General features: G+C 41.8%; 13 protein-coding genes. All 13 read right to left on the bottom strand.

Translation table 11 applies throughout. The features are described from left to right. Window positions 1–10 precede the first annotated feature (10 nt). On the bottom strand, window positions 11–1450 hold the full coding sequence (murC, locus tag IPMB12_RS04330; protein WP_166915292.1) for a UDP-N-acetylmuramate--L-alanine ligase: 1440 nt from the start codon (window positions 1448–1450) through the stop codon (window positions 11–13). 72 nt (window positions 1451–1522) lie between these two features. Continuing rightward, the gene (murG, locus tag IPMB12_RS04325; RefSeq protein ID WP_407704071.1) at window positions 1523–2557 is read right to left on the bottom strand and encodes an undecaprenyldiphospho-muramoylpentapeptide beta-N-acetylglucosaminyltransferase; all 1035 of its coding nucleotides are present in this window, start codon (window positions 2555–2557) and stop codon (window positions 1523–1525) included. Between the two features lie 33 nt (window positions 2558–2590). Next, window positions 2591–3742, bottom strand: coding sequence for a cell division protein FtsW (gene ftsW, locus IPMB12_RS04320; protein WP_166915287.1), 1152 nt, complete (start codon window positions 3740–3742; stop codon window positions 2591–2593). Further along, window positions 3739–5061, bottom strand: coding sequence for a UDP-N-acetylmuramoyl-L-alanine--D-glutamate ligase (gene murD / locus IPMB12_RS04315; RefSeq protein ID WP_166915285.1), 1323 nt, complete (start codon window positions 5059–5061; stop codon window positions 3739–3741). Before murD ends, ftsW begins: the two co-directional genes overlap by 4 nt. A gap of 30 nt (window positions 5062–5091) precedes the next feature. Further along, window positions 5092–6174, bottom strand: a complete 1083-nt coding sequence (mraY, locus tag IPMB12_RS04310; protein ID WP_166915283.1) for a phospho-N-acetylmuramoyl-pentapeptide-transferase — start codon at window positions 6172–6174, stop codon at window positions 5092–5094. A gap of 66 nt (window positions 6175–6240) precedes the next feature. Next, window positions 6241–7596, bottom strand: coding sequence for a UDP-N-acetylmuramoyl-tripeptide--D-alanyl-D-alanine ligase (gene murF / locus IPMB12_RS04305; protein WP_166915281.1), 1356 nt, complete (start codon window positions 7594–7596; stop codon window positions 6241–6243). Continuing rightward, window positions 7593–9134 carry a UDP-N-acetylmuramoyl-L-alanyl-D-glutamate--2,6-diaminopimelate ligase gene (gene murE / locus IPMB12_RS04300; RefSeq protein ID WP_166915279.1) on the bottom strand — a complete coding sequence of 514 codons (1542 nt, stop codon included), beginning with the start codon at window positions 9132–9134 and terminating at the stop codon, window positions 7593–7595. The genes murF and murE overlap by 4 nt, the downstream gene beginning before the upstream one ends. An 18-nt stretch (window positions 9135–9152) precedes the next feature. Further along, on the bottom strand, window positions 9153–10874 hold the full coding sequence (gene ftsI / locus IPMB12_RS04295) for a peptidoglycan glycosyltransferase FtsI (protein WP_166915277.1): 1722 nt from the start codon (window positions 10872–10874) through the stop codon (window positions 9153–9155). Window positions 10875–10882: 8 nt separating this feature from the next. Continuing rightward, the gene (gene ftsL, locus IPMB12_RS04290) at window positions 10883–11206 is read right to left on the bottom strand and encodes a cell division protein FtsL (protein WP_166915275.1); all 324 of its coding nucleotides are present in this window, start codon (window positions 11204–11206) and stop codon (window positions 10883–10885) included. 15 nt (window positions 11207–11221) lie between these two features. Further along, window positions 11222–12157: a 16S rRNA (cytosine(1402)-N(4))-methyltransferase RsmH gene (gene rsmH / locus IPMB12_RS04285; RefSeq protein ID WP_166915273.1), complete on the bottom strand. Its 936-nt coding sequence runs from the start codon at window positions 12155–12157 to the stop codon at window positions 11222–11224. Window positions 12158–12169: 12 nt separating this feature from the next. Then, entirely contained in the window at window positions 12170–12616 is a 447-nt protein-coding gene (gene mraZ, locus IPMB12_RS04280; protein WP_166915271.1) for a division/cell wall cluster transcriptional repressor MraZ, read from the bottom strand. Window positions 12617–12837: 221 nt separating this feature from the next. Beyond that, window positions 12838–16413, bottom strand: a complete 3576-nt coding sequence (recB, locus tag IPMB12_RS04275) for an exodeoxyribonuclease V subunit beta (RefSeq protein ID WP_208293548.1) — start codon at window positions 16411–16413, stop codon at window positions 12838–12840. Continuing rightward, window positions 16392–16850, bottom strand: coding sequence for a phosphohistidine phosphatase SixA (sixA, locus tag IPMB12_RS04270; protein ID WP_166915269.1), 459 nt, complete (start codon window positions 16848–16850; stop codon window positions 16392–16394). Before sixA ends, recB begins: the two co-directional genes overlap by 22 nt. Window positions 16851–16852 lie beyond the last annotated feature (2 nt).

The raw sequence follows: 16852 nt of genomic DNA, 5'->3' as shown, positions 1-16852 counted from the left end.
CCTTACGCACTCATTTTAAACATAATTTTAATTCAGCCAGTTGTTTAGCGACACGCCCAACGCTACCAGCTCCCTGAATCAATAAAAGGTCTCCACCTTTTAGTACTTCTGCTAACACTTTTGGTACAGAATTGGTATCTGATACATAAATTGGATCAAGTTTACCGCGATTACGAATAGTACGACACAGTGAACGACTATCTGCGCCGGTAATTGGCTTTTCACCAGCCGGATAAACATCCAGCATCACCAGTTCATCAACCTGAGACAGAACCCGAGAAAAATCATCATACAGATCGCGCGTTCGGGTATAACGATGCGGCTGGAATACCATGACTAAACGACGATCCGGCCAGCCATTACGTGCTGCTTTAATCGTTACATCCACTTCACTTGGGTGATGGCCATAATCATCCACCAGCATCACATCACCACCATCGTCTTGCGGGAACATTCCCAGAAAATCAAAACGACGACCAGTTCCGGCAAATTTAGCCAGCGCACTTAAAATTGCACTATCTTCAATGCCATCTTCTGTCGCTGCAATAATTGCTGCAGTTGCATTAAGTGCATTATGATGACCCGGTGCACTCAGCTCAACATTAAGTTCAGAACGCCCCGGACGACAAACAGTGAAATATCCGGTTGAACGTTCCTGACGATAATCTTTAATCACAACGTCAGCATCTTCACTAAAACCGTATGTGATAATTTTACGACCCACAATTGAGATCAGCTCCCGATTGATGGGATCATCAATACACATAATACCTAAACCATAGAAGGGTAAATTTCTTAAAAACGTAATAAACGTTCTTTTTAAATTCTCAATATTACCTTGATAGGTATCCATATGGTCGGCTTCAATATTGGTCACAATTGAAACCATCGGTTGTAGATGCAGGAATGATGCATCACTTTCGTCCGCTTCAGCAATAAGATAGCGACTGCTACCTAAACGAGCATGCGTCCCAGCTGCTTTAACCAAACCACCATTAACAAATGTCGGGTCAAGTTTTGCTTCTGCATAAATTGAGGTCACCATGGCGGTTGTCGTAGTCTTACCATGTGTACCGGCAATAGCAATTCCGTAGCGGAAGCGCATAAGTTCAGCCAACATTTCAGCGCGCTGAATCACAGGAATACGCGATTCACGCGCAGCGACAACTTCAATGTTATCCTGTGAAATAGCGGATGAAATAACCACCACACTAGCACCAGCAATATTTTCTGCCCTGTGCCCAAGAGCGATACTTGCTCCCAGTGTTTGTAAATGTTGTGTGACCGCATTCTCAGCGATATCCGAACCGCTAATTTCATAACCTTCATTAGCCAGGACTTCGGCAATCCCGCCCATCCCTGCACCACCAATACCAACAAAATGAATGTGTCTGACACGTTTCATCTCAGGAATCATGGTTCTTAGTTCTGCTAATTTTGTTGCATTCACGTTATTTATCTCTTTAAGTTATTGAATAATATCAAATTATTAATTTATAACCCTTTGATTTATTTGAAGAAATTATTTAGCCACTTGCTTAATAACTTCTGCTACTCTTGCTGTTGAATCAATAATGGCCAAAGAACTCGCCTGATTGGCCATATAAAACAGCGTTCTTCTATCCCAGTGGCTTAAAATATCCACCACTTTGGCAGCCGTAAAATCTGCTTGTTCAACAATGGTTGCAGCTCCCGCGTCTTCCATGGGTTTTGCATTCCAGTATTGCTGACGATCTTTATGCTGAAAGGGGACAAAAATCGCAGGAAGTCCTGCAACTTCCAATTCACTTACTGTCAGTGCACCAGAACGGCAAATCACCACATCAGCCCAGGCATAAGCATCTGCTACGTCATCAATAAATTCAGTCACTTTACAATCTGTCATATCACAACCAGCATAGGCTGCATTAACCGTTTCTAAAGCCCCTTTACCAGTTTGATGCCAGACCACGATCTTACCTTGCAGCGCTTTATACACATCAGGAATCGTAGTATTTAAAATACGAGCTCCCTGACTACCGCCCATCACCAGCACCCGAGTCGCACCTTTACGATCAACTAAACGCGCTTCCGGGAGTGGTAACGCAAGCACATCTGCACGTACCGGATTACCTACGACCTCAGCATTTGGAAAAGCTGTTGGAAAGGCTTGTAATACTCTAGTAGCTACTTTGGCTAACCACTTATTAGTTAACCCGGCAATACCATTTTGTTCATGTAACACAATTGGGATACCGCAAGATTTTGCTGCCAGCCCTCCCGGACCAGAAACATATCCGCCCATGCCTAAAACTACGTCCGGCTGATATGCCTTAATAATCTTTTTCGCTTGCGCACGCGCTTTATAAATTCTTAGCGGTGCCTGTAATAGTGCTTTAATTCCTTTTCCACGGAGTCCGGAAATCTGAATAAAATCAATCTCAATACCGTGTTTTGGTACTAAGTCAGCTTCCATTCTATCTGCCGTTCCAAGCCAGCGAACCTGCCAACCCTGTTCCATAAGATAATGAGCCACAGCCAGTCCCGGGAACACATGCCCACCTGTACCACCAGCCATGACTAAAAGTTTTTTAGGCGTTGTTCCTGACACTTAAGCACTCCTTGTTCGTGCTTGATTTTGCAACTGACGATACTCAAAATCGATACGTAATAAAATCGCAATTGCAACACTCATAATTAATAAACTTGAGCCACCATAACTAATAAATGGTAGTGTCAAACCCTTAGTTGGCAACATTCCTGACGTTACACCAACATTCACAAAAGACTGAAAACCAAACCATAAACCAATCTGGCAGGCTAAATAACCTGAAAACTGTAATCCGGCATTCAGTGCACGGTAACCAATTGACATCGCTTTTAATGACAAAAAGAATAGCAGTGCAATTAAACCAATAACACCAACATATCCAAGCTCTTCTGCGATCACAGAAAAGATAAAGTCAGTATGCGCTTCCGGCAGATATCCCAGTTTTCTGACTGAGTTACCTAAACCTTGTCCAAATAAGCCACCGTTACCAATTGCCATTAAAGAACTGGTTAATTGATAACCAGCTCCCATCTGATCCTGCCACGGATCTAAATAAGATAAGACACGTTTTATCCGATATGGTTCAAAAATAATTAATAAAATAACAGAAGACAAACCACTCAGCACAATTGCTGCAAATTGCCATAAGCGTGCACCGGCAATAAATAAGATCCCCAGTGTCACCGTAAACATCACGATCACAGTTCCAAGGTCAGGCTGGCGTAGTAGCAATACTGATAATACCAGCATAACCGTCATCGGCTTTAAAAATGCCCATAAACTACGCTGAACCTCATCTGACTTACGTGCTAAATAACTGGCTAAATAACAAAACAGTGCCAGCTTAGCCAGCTCTGCCGGCTGAAAGTTAAACACACCCAGCGGAATCCAGCGGGAAGCCCCTTTAATCGTCGCCCCGGTAAAAAGTACTGCAACAAGCATTAACACAGTAATCAGTAGTAAAACACCGCTGCCTTGCTGCCAGCGACCAACCGGAATCATAAAAGTAATCATCATTAAAACAACAGCTAAACCAAGGTTTATGAGTTCCCGCTGAGCATAGAAAAATGGACGGAAATCAATGATCGACATAGAGGCTGAAGTCACCATAATAAAACCAACGCTCATTAAGCCGATCACACACCACAGTAAGCTACTGTCGTATGCCATCGTATTTGAATCGACTGTTTTATTTAGCCCTGGCAGTTTCATGCATCAAATTCCTTTGCCAACTGAGCAAATACATTGCCCCGCTCTACATAATTTTTAAATTGATCTAAACTGGCACAAGCCGGCGATAACAGCACCACGTCATCCGGTTTCACTTTGGTTGCGATCTCTTTCATCGCTTCAGCCATAGTTTCAACTACGACTGTACTTTCTGGTTTTAATTTTGCCAGCAATTGACGATCACGGCCAAAACTATAAATCGTGATATTGTCTTTTTGTAAATAAGGAATCAGTGGAGAAAAATCCGCTGCTTTACCATCACCACCAAGTAGCAAATAGAGATGACCTTGATAAACTAAGCTACGCAAAGCGGCCTCAGTACTACCTACATTGGTTGCCTTAGAGTCGTTAATCCAGCGCACACCACGATGCTCATGTACAAGCTCAAAGCGATGCGGTAAGCCTTTAAATTGTTTTAATACCGAATAAGTTACAGCACGATCAATACCTAATTTATCCGCAATCGCCAGAGCAGCTAAAGCATTGGTGTAGTTATGTAAACCAATAAGTTGCATATCAGCCGTATCAAACACTGCTTCTCCATCAACCAGTAAATGCTGGTATCTGGTATCCAGTGAGTAATCACCCTGATGCAGACCAAATTCGATACAACGATCGCTAAAACCCGTTTCCGGGACAGTTAATGGGTCATCAGCATTGATCAAACAATGCATCGCCTGATGGTAAATTCGTTGTTTGGCGGCGGTATACTGAGCAATACCTAACGGATAGCGATCCATATGGTCTTCAGTAATATTTAAAATAGTCGCGACGGTAGCTTTTAAGCTGCTGGTTGTCTCCAGTTGAAAACTGGAGAGTTCAAGTACATAAATATCATAATCGTGTTCAAGCAGCGATAAGGCGTCCTGACCGATATTACCACCAACACCAACCGAAATGCCTGAAGCTTTGACAATCTCACCAACTAGTGTAGTGACCGTCGTTTTACCATTAGCGCCGGTAATCGCAGCAATTTTTTTATTACCCAGTTTATTCACTTCACGACAAAACAATTCAATATCACCAACGATTTCTACGCCTTGCTCTGCCGCTTTTTGTAGCTCTGGTGTTGCTAAAGCAATACCCGGACTCGATACAATTAAGTCAGCTTCCAGTAACCAGTCTAAACGTAAACTACCTAAATGATATGCAACACGTTTATCTAATTTATCCAGCCCAGCTGGTTCTGTGCGTGTGTCTATCACTTTAGGGATAACGCCTTGTGCCAGAAAATAGTTTACACAAGAAAGTCCTGTGATTCCCAGCCCAATGATAACGATATTTTTGCCTTGATAATTCATGTTATCCCCCAACAACTTGATACATTTTCTTTAACGTAGTTTTAGTGTTACCAGTCCAATCAGGACCAACATTAAAGAAATAATCCAGAATCTGATAATAACCCGCGGTTCCGGCCAGCCTTTTAATTCATAATGGTGATGCAGTGGTGCCATACGGAAAATACGTTTACCACGTAGTTTGTACGAGCCAACCTGTAGAATAACCGACAGTGTTTCCACTACAAAAATACCGCCCATAATGAGGAGTAAAAATTCCTGACGTAGTAATACGGCAATAATCCCTAAAGAACCGCCAAGTGCGAGCGAGCCCACATCCCCCATGAAAACCATAGCCGGATAAGTATTAAACCAAAGGAAACCAAGACCGGCACCAACAATAGCAGTACAGACAATCATCACTTCACCACTATATTTGATATAAGGAATATGCAAATAATCAGCAAAGTTCATGTTACTGGTTGCCCAGGAGACCAGAGCAAATCCACCCGCTACAAAAACAGTTGGCATAATCGCTAAACCATCAAGTCCATCAGTTAAATTAACCGCATTACCCGCACCAACCACAACAAAATAGGTTAGTAAAATATACATAATCCCAAGTTGTGGCATCACATTTTTAAAGAAAGGCACAACTAATTGAGTTACCGCAGTATCTTTACCATAAGCATATAAAGTAAATGCTACAATCAGCGCAATGACTGATTGCCAGAAGTACTTCCAGCGGGCAATTAAGCCATCGGTGTTTTTACGCACTACTTTTAAATAATCATCAACAAAACCAACGATGCCATAGCCAATCAGCACAAATAACACAGTCCATACATAAGGATTACGTAAATCAGCCCAAAGTAGCACAGAGATGGTAATAGACGATAAAATTAACGTCCCTCCCATAGTTGGCGTACCTTTTTTACTTAAATGCGATTGCGGGCCATCATTACGAATCACTTGTCCTAACTGTAATTTTTGCAACCAGTCAATAACACGTTGTCCCATTAAAAGGGAAATAATGAGGGCAGTTAATAACGCAAAAATAGCTCTTACTGATAAGTAAGAGATGACATTAAAAACGGTGATATATTTTACTAAATACTCGGATAGCCAGACTAACATGATGCTGATCCTTCTTGATTATTCATAACTTGTTTGCTCATCATTGTTTGATTCATATGTCGATGCCTACTGCACTAATTGTTCGATAATTTGCTCCATTCTGGCGCTACGTGAGCCCTTAACCAGAATGGATACGATGTTATGTTCTGCCAGAATTTGTTTTAACGTTTTCACTAATTCATTTTTATCTGTGAAATGTTGTCCAGCTCCACTGGTCTGGCTGATATGTTGACTTAACTGGCCAACACTTAATACTTTTTCTAATTTTGCTTTTTTAGCTACTTCACCAATCTGCTGGTGACAGGCAACAGCTTCATCACCAAGTTCCCCCATATCACCAACAACAAGCACTCGATATCCGGGTTGAGTTGCCAGAACATTCACCGCCGCAGTCATTGAACCTACGTTGGCATTATAAGTATCATCTAAAATATGTTGGGTTGGTGTTAACTGGATCGGGAAAAGACGCCCCTTAACCGGTTGTAACGTCAACAAACCTTGTTGTACTGCGGTAATTGTCGCGCCAACAGACAGTGCCAGCGCCGTTGCTGCTAAGGCATTAGACACGTTATGCAAACCAATTAGTGGTAAACGAACCGGAAAATGGCCATGATTTGGTGTATGTAATTCAAACTCAGTATAAGCTGATTGCACAATATTTGACGCATAGTAATCTGCTTTAGATGAGTTCAATGCAAAAGAGTAAACTTGTTGGCGGGAAAGATGCTCAAGCCAGTTCATTGAGTAACTTTCGCAGTTAATAATTGCAGTCCCGCCAGAATAAGGTAAACCGGAAAAGATCTCTCCTTTCGCTTTAGCAACACCTTCAAGTGAGCCAAATCCTTCCAGATGGGCTGCGGCAATATTGTTAATTAATGCACTTTCAGGTTGCACTAGCTGCGTGGTATAAGCAATCTCACCAATATGATTTGCACCAAGCTCAATAACTGCATAACGGTCTTCAGATGTTAAACGCAATAACGTGAGTGGCACACCAATATCGTTATTTAAATTACCTTGTGTGTAAAGAGTTTGGCCGCATTGTTTTAAAATAGCTGCGGTCATTTCTTTTACCGATGTTTTACCTGAAGAGCCAGTCAACGCCACAATTCTTGGCTGAACTTTAGTTCTGACCCAGTGACCAATTTGTCCAAGAGCTTTTAAAGTATCTTTGACAATAATTTGCGGAATATCAGCAGTGATTTTTTTACTGACAACAACAGCGCAAGCGCCTTTTTCAATGGCTTGCTGGGCAAAATCATGGCCATCAAAACGCTCACCAACTAGCGCAAAAAACACACTACCTTTTTCAATCTTACGTGTATCGGTACTAATATCACGAACCATCAGGTTAGGATCATGAATATTAACCGACTCACCGCTTAAAACATCTGTAAGTTGTGTCAATGATAATGGAATCATACTGGCACTCCTAATAGTTGGATGGCTGTTTCACGGTCTGAATAGTGATATTTTTGTGTACCAATAATTTGATAATCTTCATGACCTTTACCGGCAACAAGAATCATATCGTTTTCTTGTGCCTGATTAATGACGCTGATAATAGCTTGTTTACGATCTAAAATAACCTGCACACGCCCGGCATCTAAAAAGCCCGCTAACACATCAGTAATAATTTGGTTGCTGTCTTCTGTTCTTGGATTGTCATGAGTAACTACCACGTTATCAGCAAATTGTTCTGCTGTGGCCGCCATGAGTGGGCGCTTACCACGATCCCGATCTCCACCACAGCCAAAAATCACCCATAAATTGCCATCACAGTGTTTACGCGCAGCCTGGATCGCCTTTTCAAGTGCATCCGGCGTATGGGCATAATCCACAATCACCGTCGGTTTATGTTTAGCTGCAAAAATTTCCATACGTCCACAAATTGGACGAAGTTGTTTGGTGGTTTTCACCAACTCAGCTAACGGGTAATCCAGAGTTAAAAGAGTTGCCAGTACTGCCAATAAATTAGCGACATTAAACTCACCAATTAACTGACTTTCAATTGTTGCTTCACCCCAGCTTGATGCAAACGAAATCGTGGCACCACGGGTATGATATGCAACCTGAGTTGCACATACATAACGGTGATGCCAACGATTAAGTTTGACCAAGTTCTCTTGCTTAACTGACACTGCCACCGCATCAGGTAAACGATCAAGCCATTTTAAACCCACCGGGTCATCATAATTGATAATATTTTTACCCGGTTGTTTAACCGCCGGGCTTACATGGTCAAACAGAGACCATTTTGCTTCTGCATAATTTTCCATTGAGCCATGAAAATCAAGGTGATCACGACTCAAATTAGTAAAAATGGTTGCTACAAAAGAGAGCGCTTTTACTCTGCCAAGCACCAGCCCATGAGAAGACACTTCCATAGCAGTAAACTGCACATTTTGTTGCACAAACTCAGCCAGTGTAGACTGCACATCTACTGCTGACATCGTGGTATTTTCTGATGGCTTTTCCTGACCATAAATACCGTTACCAATTGTTCCCATCACGGCACTTTTTTGGTCAAAAAGTGAAGCCCACTGCGCCAGTAATTGTGCCACAGTTGTTTTACCGTTGGTTCCGGTTACACCAACCAGTTGCATATGGGTTGACGGAGAATGGTAAAAATAATCAGCAATATCTGATAATTTTTCAGACAGCTGATAGATACGAATTTGTGGAATTAATTTTGTTTGATATTCAATATATTGAATAGATTTATCTTGCCCGGCGTCATCTGTACTACTTAATACTGCAACAGCACCAGACGCAACAGCCTGATCAATATAACTATGTCCGTCTACGTGGTAACCTTTCACTGCCACAAATACATCATTAGGCTTAATCATGCGGCTATCCATGCGCAAATTTTCCAAAGTTAATTGACGTAAAGACTCCTTCAGGCTTGATGATTCAAGACCTAAATATTGAAGTAGTTCACTCAAATAACGATTCATTGTTTTACCTACTGTTGTTTAATGTACAATCAGGGGATTTTCGGCCTGACGATCAGGTTCGATATTCATAGTTCTTAGAACTCCCCCCATAATGTGACTAAATACGGGTGCTGAAACTGTACCACCGTAATACTGCCCTGCTTTTGGATTGTCGATAATTACAACCAGTGAATAACGCGGATTACTGGCTGGTGCTATACCTGCTGTATACGCAATATATTCATTAATATATTTACCGCTTTCCCCTACTTTTTTAGCTGTACCGGTCTTAACCGCTACGCTATAACCCGGAACTGCTGCTCTGACACCACCACCACTGACTGCTACAGATTCCATCATTTTAACCACATCACGGGTAATTCTTTCATTCAGTACTCGTACACCTGGTACCGGCTCATCCACACGTGTTATTGATAACGGGCGATAAATACCAAAACTGCCAATTGTTGCATATGCCCGTGCCAGTTGTAGTGGTGTTGCCATCAAGCCATAACCAAAAGCAAATGTGGCTCTTTCAATATCCGACCAGCGTGCTCTGTTAGCAGCAATAGTCCCTCTTGATTCACCACCAAGACCTAAATTCGTTGGTTGTCCAAGGCCTACTTTAGAGTAATAATCCACTAACGTTTGTGGCTCCATACGCAGTGCTAAACGACTCACCCCAACGTTACTGGATTTTTGTAAAATCCCTTCCAGACTGAGTTGTCTTTGTGGTGATACATCTTTTACTTCATAACGGTTCACATAAAACGGTCTGGTATCAATAATCTCTGTTGGTTGGACTGCTTTATTTTCTAAAGCAGCAATAACCACTAACGGTTTTACTGTTGATCCTGGTTCAAATGCATCAGTGACAGCACGGTTACGTAATAGTTCACCAGTGATACCAATACGGTTATTTGGGTTATAAGATGGGCTGGTTGCCATCGCCAAAATTTCACCAGTTTGAATATCAACCACCACAGCCGTACCGGAATCCGCTTTATTAAATGCTACAGCCTGACTGATTTCCCGGTAAGCTAATGTTTGTAAACGCTCATCAATACTTAACACCAGATCTTGTGCGGCTTCACCGTCAATCTGACCTAAATTTTCAATTACACGCCCAAAACGGTCACGACGAACGGTACGTTGCCCGGACTCACCAGTCAGCCATGAGTTTAAGCTGCGTTCAATACCTTCTGCACCTTTACCCTCGATATCGGTAAAACCAATAAGCTGAGCAACACTTTCACTGGCCGGATAAAAACGCTTAGAAGAACCATCAAAATAAACACCGGTCAGTTTTAGCTGACGAATATAATTAGCCATGGCTGGCGTAATCTGGCGGGCTAAACGCACAAACCGGGAACTCGTATTATTTAAACGCTGCGCCAGATCATGAACGGGCACACCTACACTTTCTGCAAATGCCTGCCAGCGGGAGTCATTAACATCCACGCCACCTTTTTGCTGAATTACTTTAGGATCAACCCAGACATCTTCCATCGGTACGCTCACGGCCAGTGCTCGCCCGGAACGATCGGTAATCATTCCACGTGGAACTTCCACTTCCTGATGACGAATAGAACGCTTATCGCCTTCTGCAATAAGGCGATCAGGATCAACTATTTGTAAAAGAGCCAGTTTGACAGCCAGACCAAACATCGCGACAAAGATAAAACCGTAGACAATGTAAAATCGCCATTCGGTGAAAAAACTTTTCTTCTCCTGTCGTTTAAATTTCTTTTCCGGCTTCATACTATTTATTATCTACTCTTAATCACGATAATCGTTTCTGTTTTTGGTGTCACTGTTTGCATACCTAACTGACTAATAGCCTGACGTTCAATACGTTTTTGATCTGCCAGTACATTCTCTTCCAGAATCAGGTTACGCCATTCGCTCTCAAGTACGTCTCTTTCCAGTAACAGCCGTTCTCGTTGATTAAGTAACAATCTGGTCTGTTGTGTAGTAATCAGTACACACATAGCAGACACCATAACAAGTACCAGCAAAAATAAGGACAGCTTTTGATGATGAATAAAATCATCAAAAATAACGCCAAGTAGTCCTGTTCTTTGCTTCCTCATTTTATCTATTCCGCTTTATACTATCCGTTCAGCTATTCGTAAAATCGCACTACGAGAACGTGGATTTTGTTCGATTTCCATATCAGAAGGCTTCACTTTACCCAGCGACTTAAAGGTTCTTGAACCAAAGCGTTTCATTTGCTCTTCGGTTAATGGCAGTCCCGCTGGCACTTCTGGCCCTTTACTTTGTTTAGCGATAAATTGTTTAACGATACGGTCTTCCAGCGAGTGGAAACTAATCACAGATAAACGGCCCTCAGGCGCTAAAACTGAAATACTGGCGTTAAGTGCACGTTCTACTTCTTCCAGTTCACTATTGATATAAATTCGAATGGCCTGAAAAGTACGAGTCGCCGGATGTTTATGCTTCTCTTTTCTGGGACTGGCTTTATCAACCAGTGCAGCAAGTTCATGAGTGCGGGTTAATGGAGCAATTTTATTTTGTTCAACCACAGCATGGGCAATACGTTTGGCAAAACGCTCTTCACCAAATGTCTTCAGTACCCAGGCCAGATCTTCGGCACTGGTTTGTGCCAGCCACTGCGCGGCTGATAATCCTGTTGTTGTATCCATACGCATATCCAGTGGTCCATCACGCATAAACGAAAATCCACGCTCAGCATCATCCAGCTGAGGTGAAGAGACACCAAGATCCATCAAAATCCCATCGATTTGCCCCAGTAAATTCAAATCCCTCACATATTGTTCAATATGGGAAAAAGCACCATGAATAATACTAAAACGTGGATCTGTTATTTTCTGAGCCGCTTCAATCGCTTTTGGATCTCTATCAATAGCAATCAAGCGACCATTTGCACCTAGTTTCGACAGAATTAAACCAGAATGCCCGCCACGTCCAAATGTCGCATCAATATATGTTCCATCCGCTTTAATATTTAAAGCGTCAACAGCTTCATTTAATAGTACCGTTTGATGCTGAAAAGATGTCATATTTAGCCAACACTAGATCGTTAAATTTTGTAGTTTATCTGATAACTGATGAAGATCTTCTGGCGCGAGAGCAATATCCTGCGCAATTTGTTGCTGCCAGCGAGTTTCATCCCAAAGTTCAAATTTATTTAACTGCCCAACCAGCATGATCGATTTATCCAGATTTGCATGTTGGCGCAGAGTCCCGGCGATCAGAATTCGACCAGCATTATCCATTTGGCACTCAGTTGCATGACCAAGCAGTAAACGCTGAATACGACGTTCAACCGGGTTCATAGATGATAATGTCGCGAGTTTTTGTTCTATCACTTCCCACTCAGCTAACGGATATAGCAACAGGCACGGCTGATATAAATCAACCGTACAAACTAACCCATTTGTTAACGCTTCCCGATAACGAGTTGGAATAGCTAACCGACCCTTATTATCGAGATTCGCTGCTGTTGCACCACGAAACATATTTCACCTTGAAAATAAATTTAAATAAATTAAATAGTTAAATTATAGTATTTTTTTACTCCACAATTACCCACTTTTTACCACAAAACGTAACATTTTGATAGTAAATTACACAAAAATAGTTTAAAAAGATTATTAAGATGGGATGGAGCTAAATTTTAGCCGATAAAAATTTATCAGAAGAAGCTGTCAAAGTGAGAAAAAATCAGATAGCGAGAGGATTAAGAGCCAAATAGCTGATCCAGTGCAACAACAAATTCCATTGATGGGCGAGTTGAAAAAATACCATGACCCGGATAATTTTGATCCATTCCTCTTAAGAACAGATAATAAACACCACCAAAGTGTATTTGGTAGTCATAGTCAGGTAAACGATGTTTTAAATAGCGGTGTAGCGCCAGTGTATAGAGCTGATATTGCAGATCGTAGCGATGCTCACACATTGCCTGTTCTACAGCCTGTGGAGAATAATCGCTGACAGATTGTCCCAGCCAGTTGGATTTATAATCCAGAATATAAAAACGCCCCTGCCACTCAAACACTAAATCAATAAAGCCTTTCAGCATCCCTTTAACATCATCAAAACTAAGTGCCGTACAGCGCGCTGATAAGATATCATATTGTTTACAGACATCATCCAACGCTTTAGCCGTCATTGTCTGAGCGATAGGCAAATAGAACTGCAGTTCAATCAGTTTTTGTGAACCTGTAATCTGATTTAACGCTAAACCATCGCCATTAAGTGGTGATTTTAATACCTGCTGCAACCAGCTGGTTAACACCGGCAGCCACTCATCTGATTCGTGTAGATTGTCCAGCATTTGCTGCACAGGCTGGTCCAGATTTTCAGAAGTAAAATCAATCCGCTCCATAATAGTATGCAGTGCTGTTCCAACTAAAGCACCTTTTGGAAAGCGGTGGATAGTCAACTCATCTGATACTAACTCAGTATCTTTATCATTAAGATCGCTATTTGTAGTAACTTCAAGGGAATCTTCGTCGAACTTAGGTAATAACTCACTAAAAATGGGCTGATTATGGGAATGTGCGGACTGTAAACCTGAATAACTGGTTACCTGCCAATTACTGGTTAAATGTCGTTGAAAAACATTAGCGCTGAGCTCTGTTGTGACAAATTCTGGTGTTAACTGGACCAGTTCACTATCTTGTAACACAATATCCACTGTATGGATATCAGCCAGCTGTGTTAAACGCGATTTTAAGTCAGCATAACTACAGGCTTCTCCCTGCTGGAGCAAATAACCCAGAGCACTGCTATGCAGTGAGGTTAACTCCCCTTTACGAGTTTTTAACCCGGCTAAACCCACACTACAGTGATAAATAGAGCGGGTTAAAGCAACGTAGAGTAAACGCAGATCTTCAGCCAGTCGTTCTTCTTCAATTAACTTTTTAGTCTCTTCGTCTGGCACTAATTGCCAGTGCGATTGGTAGGTTGCTCTGTCGTGATAAGTTTTGCTGCTTGATTCACGATAATGACTGGCAAAGGGTAACCAGACCAGCGGATACTCAAGCCCTTTTGATTTATGAATTGTAATGATTTTTACCAGATTTTCATCACTTTCCAGACGCTGTTGCTGGTTTTCTAAATTGGGATCAGGTTCATCAATTTGCTGGGATAACCAGCGCAATAGCGCGTGCTCACTATCCAGATTAACGGTTGCTTCCTGCAACAACTCCCCCAAATGCATCAGATTAGTTAAAATTCGCTCACCGGCTACCTGAGCTAACAGATTTTCTGCAATATGTCGTTTTGCCATCAATCGGCGTAGCATGACTAAAATACCGAAGTGATGCCAATAATATTGATATTGCTGGAACTCTTCAACAATCTCTTCCCACTCGCTCTGATCGCTGGTGTAGCTATCCAGCTCCGTCATGCTGGAACCAAGTAGTTGTGTTGCCAGAGCAGTACGTAAATAACGCTCATTTTCCGGCATCAGCACGGCTTGCAAAATCCACAGAATCTCTTTCGCTTCTGATGATTCAAACACACTTTTTCGATTAGATAGGTAAACAGAACGAATCTGATATTTTGCCAGTGCTTTTTGAATCAAATCAGCTTCACTACCGGTTTTAACCAGCACAGCAATATCAGCAGAAGTCACCACTCTACGCTGATTTTCACCATCAATTAGCCAGGCTTGTTGCTGTTGCCCAGCGGTAAGCCACTGTAAAATCTCTTGGGCGGTATATTCCGCCATTGCCTGCTGATAATCAGATTGACTGGTTATCGTCTCCGGCAATACACAAAGCTGTACAGCAGGTATTTTCTGCTCATTGATTTCAAATTGCTTTTGCTGGTTTTTATCAGCACTTCTCACCTGAATAAAGGGAATCTCATTAAAAATAAATGGCTGTTCATGCTGGCTAAATAACTGATTTATGCCACTCACCACCGATTGTGATGAGCGCCAGTTAATCTCCATTGTAAAGTGATGATCAACATGTGATTTAGCCTGAATATAAGTAAAAATATCCGCACCACGGAAACCATAAATGGCCTGCTTAGGATCGCCAATAAGCAGTAATCCGGTTTGTGTTTTGTCCTGGTAAATCTGATCAAAGATTTGGTATTGAATAGGAGCGGTATCCTGAAACTCATCAATCATAGCCACCGGATAACGCCTTGCAATCATCTGTTTGAGTTGCGAGCCACTCACATAATGCAAAGCATGATGCAGCTGTCCAAGTAAATCATCGTAGCCCATTTCAGCACGTTGCAACTTTTCATCCATCAGCATCTGACTAATAATTTGTAAAATATCGGGAAAGATCACGTTTTTTAATGCAAAAGACCGGCTATATAGCTGCTCAATCGCAACAAATAGTGGATGTTCTGGCGCTACACCTTTTTTAGTTTTTTCCTGTAGTCTTGACTGACTAAAACGGATTAAAGGTTCAGGCAGCAGATAATCAATGGTTGGCATATTGGCCCAGTCGGTAATGATCTCAACCCAGCCTGTCACAAAGCGCCCATAGGATTGTTTGCTGACATCTGATTTATCCATAAGTTCGGCCAGACCTGACTGATGCTGTAACCACTGCTGTTTAATACCGGTAATACTCTTAATCGCCTGAGTATGGAAGTCAGAAATTTTTACAGAAAACTCACCAGGAGTGAGTAAAGAATCAGCAGTCACTTTATTGTGCAGAAAAGGGGTTATCTCTTTTAGTAGCATCTCCGGATTACGCCAGATTTGCTGAACAACGCCAGCCAGTTCTTCAGATAAAGGATAAAAATAACGACGCCAGAAATCCTCAGCTACCTGCTGTTTTAGCGGGTTTTCATCTTTAACCAGTTTTTGTTCAAATAAGATTCCTGACTCAAAAGCATGCGTAGTTAATATGCGCTGACAAAAGCTATGAATCGTATAAATCGCGGCCTCATCCATCTGCTGTTCGGCAAATAGCAGTGTCTGAATAGCATATTGTTTATCTTTAATCAGAGATAATAATTTTTGATAAACAGGATCCCGATGGCTACCACGAATACAGGCAATACGTAGCTGGTGAATATTTTCACGGATACGGTAACGCAGTTCTTCGGTCGCCGCTTTAGTAAACGTTACGACTAAAATTTCATCGACGGTTAATGGACGAGAATAATTATGCTCGCCAATACCAAGCAGTAATCGTAAATAGAGTATAGATAAAGTATATGTTTTACCTGTACCGGCCGATGCTTCTATCAATGTTCGACCAAGTAATGGTACTACCAAAGGAGATAGTACTTTAGGCTGGTTATCTGAAATAGTTACTGCTCCGCATGCATCCATTCTAACTTTCCTACTCCGTCAGAAGAAAGTGAGACGCAAGCAATAGCTGCAGTAGAGAACATCGGCGGATACACAGAAGGGCAGAGATCACTAACTAAGTAACCCACTAAAGGCAGATGAGACACAATAAAAACAGATTTATAACCTTTTTTAGCAAGCTCCTGCAGACGCTCCATCACATGATATGAAGAACCACCTGGCGTAAGACTTGCACTGGTTTCTGTTTTAGGTACAGGCAATACAGTGCAAACTTCGGCTAAAGTTTGCTGAGCACGGATATAAGGACTCACCAGCGCATAATCAAAATGCACTAATTTATCTTTAAGCCATAATCCCATTTGCTGACTCTGCTGTTTACCAAACAGAGTTAACGTTCTGGCACTGTCAGATGAAGCAGAGTAACCTGCTTCACCATGTCTCATGATATAAACATACATCA

The sequence above is a fragment of the Zophobihabitans entericus genome (genome assembly GCF_011745665.1).
Classification (GTDB): domain Bacteria; phylum Pseudomonadota; class Gammaproteobacteria; order Enterobacterales; family Orbaceae; genus Zophobihabitans; species Zophobihabitans entericus.
Note: the sequence above shows the minus strand (reverse complement) of the source record. Positions and strands in the feature narration are given on the sequence as shown.

Excerpts from the sequence above, each read along its gene's own strand:
- murG (WP_407704071.1), bottom strand. The coding sequence starts at position 2,557 with ATGGCTGGTGGTACAGGTGGGCATGTGTTCCCGGGACTGGCTGTGGCT.
- ftsW (WP_166915287.1), bottom strand. The coding sequence starts at position 3,742 with ATGAAACTGCCAGGGCTAAATAAAACAGTCGATTCAAATACGATGGCA.
- murD (WP_166915285.1), bottom strand. The coding sequence starts at position 5,061 with ATGAATTATCAAGGCAAAAATATCGTTATCATTGGGCTGGGAATCACA.
- mraY (WP_166915283.1), bottom strand. The coding sequence starts at position 6,174 with ATGTTAGTCTGGCTATCCGAGTATTTAGTAAAATATATCACCGTTTTT.
- murF (WP_166915281.1), bottom strand. The coding sequence starts at position 7,596 with ATGATTCCATTATCATTGACACAACTTACAGATGTTTTAAGCGGTGAG.
- murE (WP_166915279.1), bottom strand. The coding sequence starts at position 9,134 with ATGAATCGTTATTTGAGTGAACTACTTCAATATTTAGGTCTTGAATCA.
- ftsI (WP_166915277.1), bottom strand. The coding sequence starts at position 10,874 with ATGAAGCCGGAAAAGAAATTTAAACGACAGGAGAAGAAAAGTTTTTTC.
- ftsL (WP_166915275.1), bottom strand. The coding sequence starts at position 11,206 with ATGAGGAAGCAAAGAACAGGACTACTTGGCGTTATTTTTGATGATTTT.
- rsmH (WP_166915273.1), bottom strand. The coding sequence starts at position 12,157 with ATGACATCTTTTCAGCATCAAACGGTACTATTAAATGAAGCTGTTGAC.
- mraZ (WP_166915271.1), bottom strand. The coding sequence starts at position 12,616 with ATGTTTCGTGGTGCAACAGCAGCGAATCTCGATAATAAGGGTCGGTTA.
- recB (WP_208293548.1), bottom strand. The coding sequence starts at position 16,413 with ATGGATGCATGCGGAGCAGTAACTATTTCAGATAACCAGCCTAAAGTA.
- sixA (WP_166915269.1), bottom strand. The coding sequence starts at position 16,850 with ATGTATGTTTATATCATGAGACATGGTGAAGCAGGTTACTCTGCTTCA.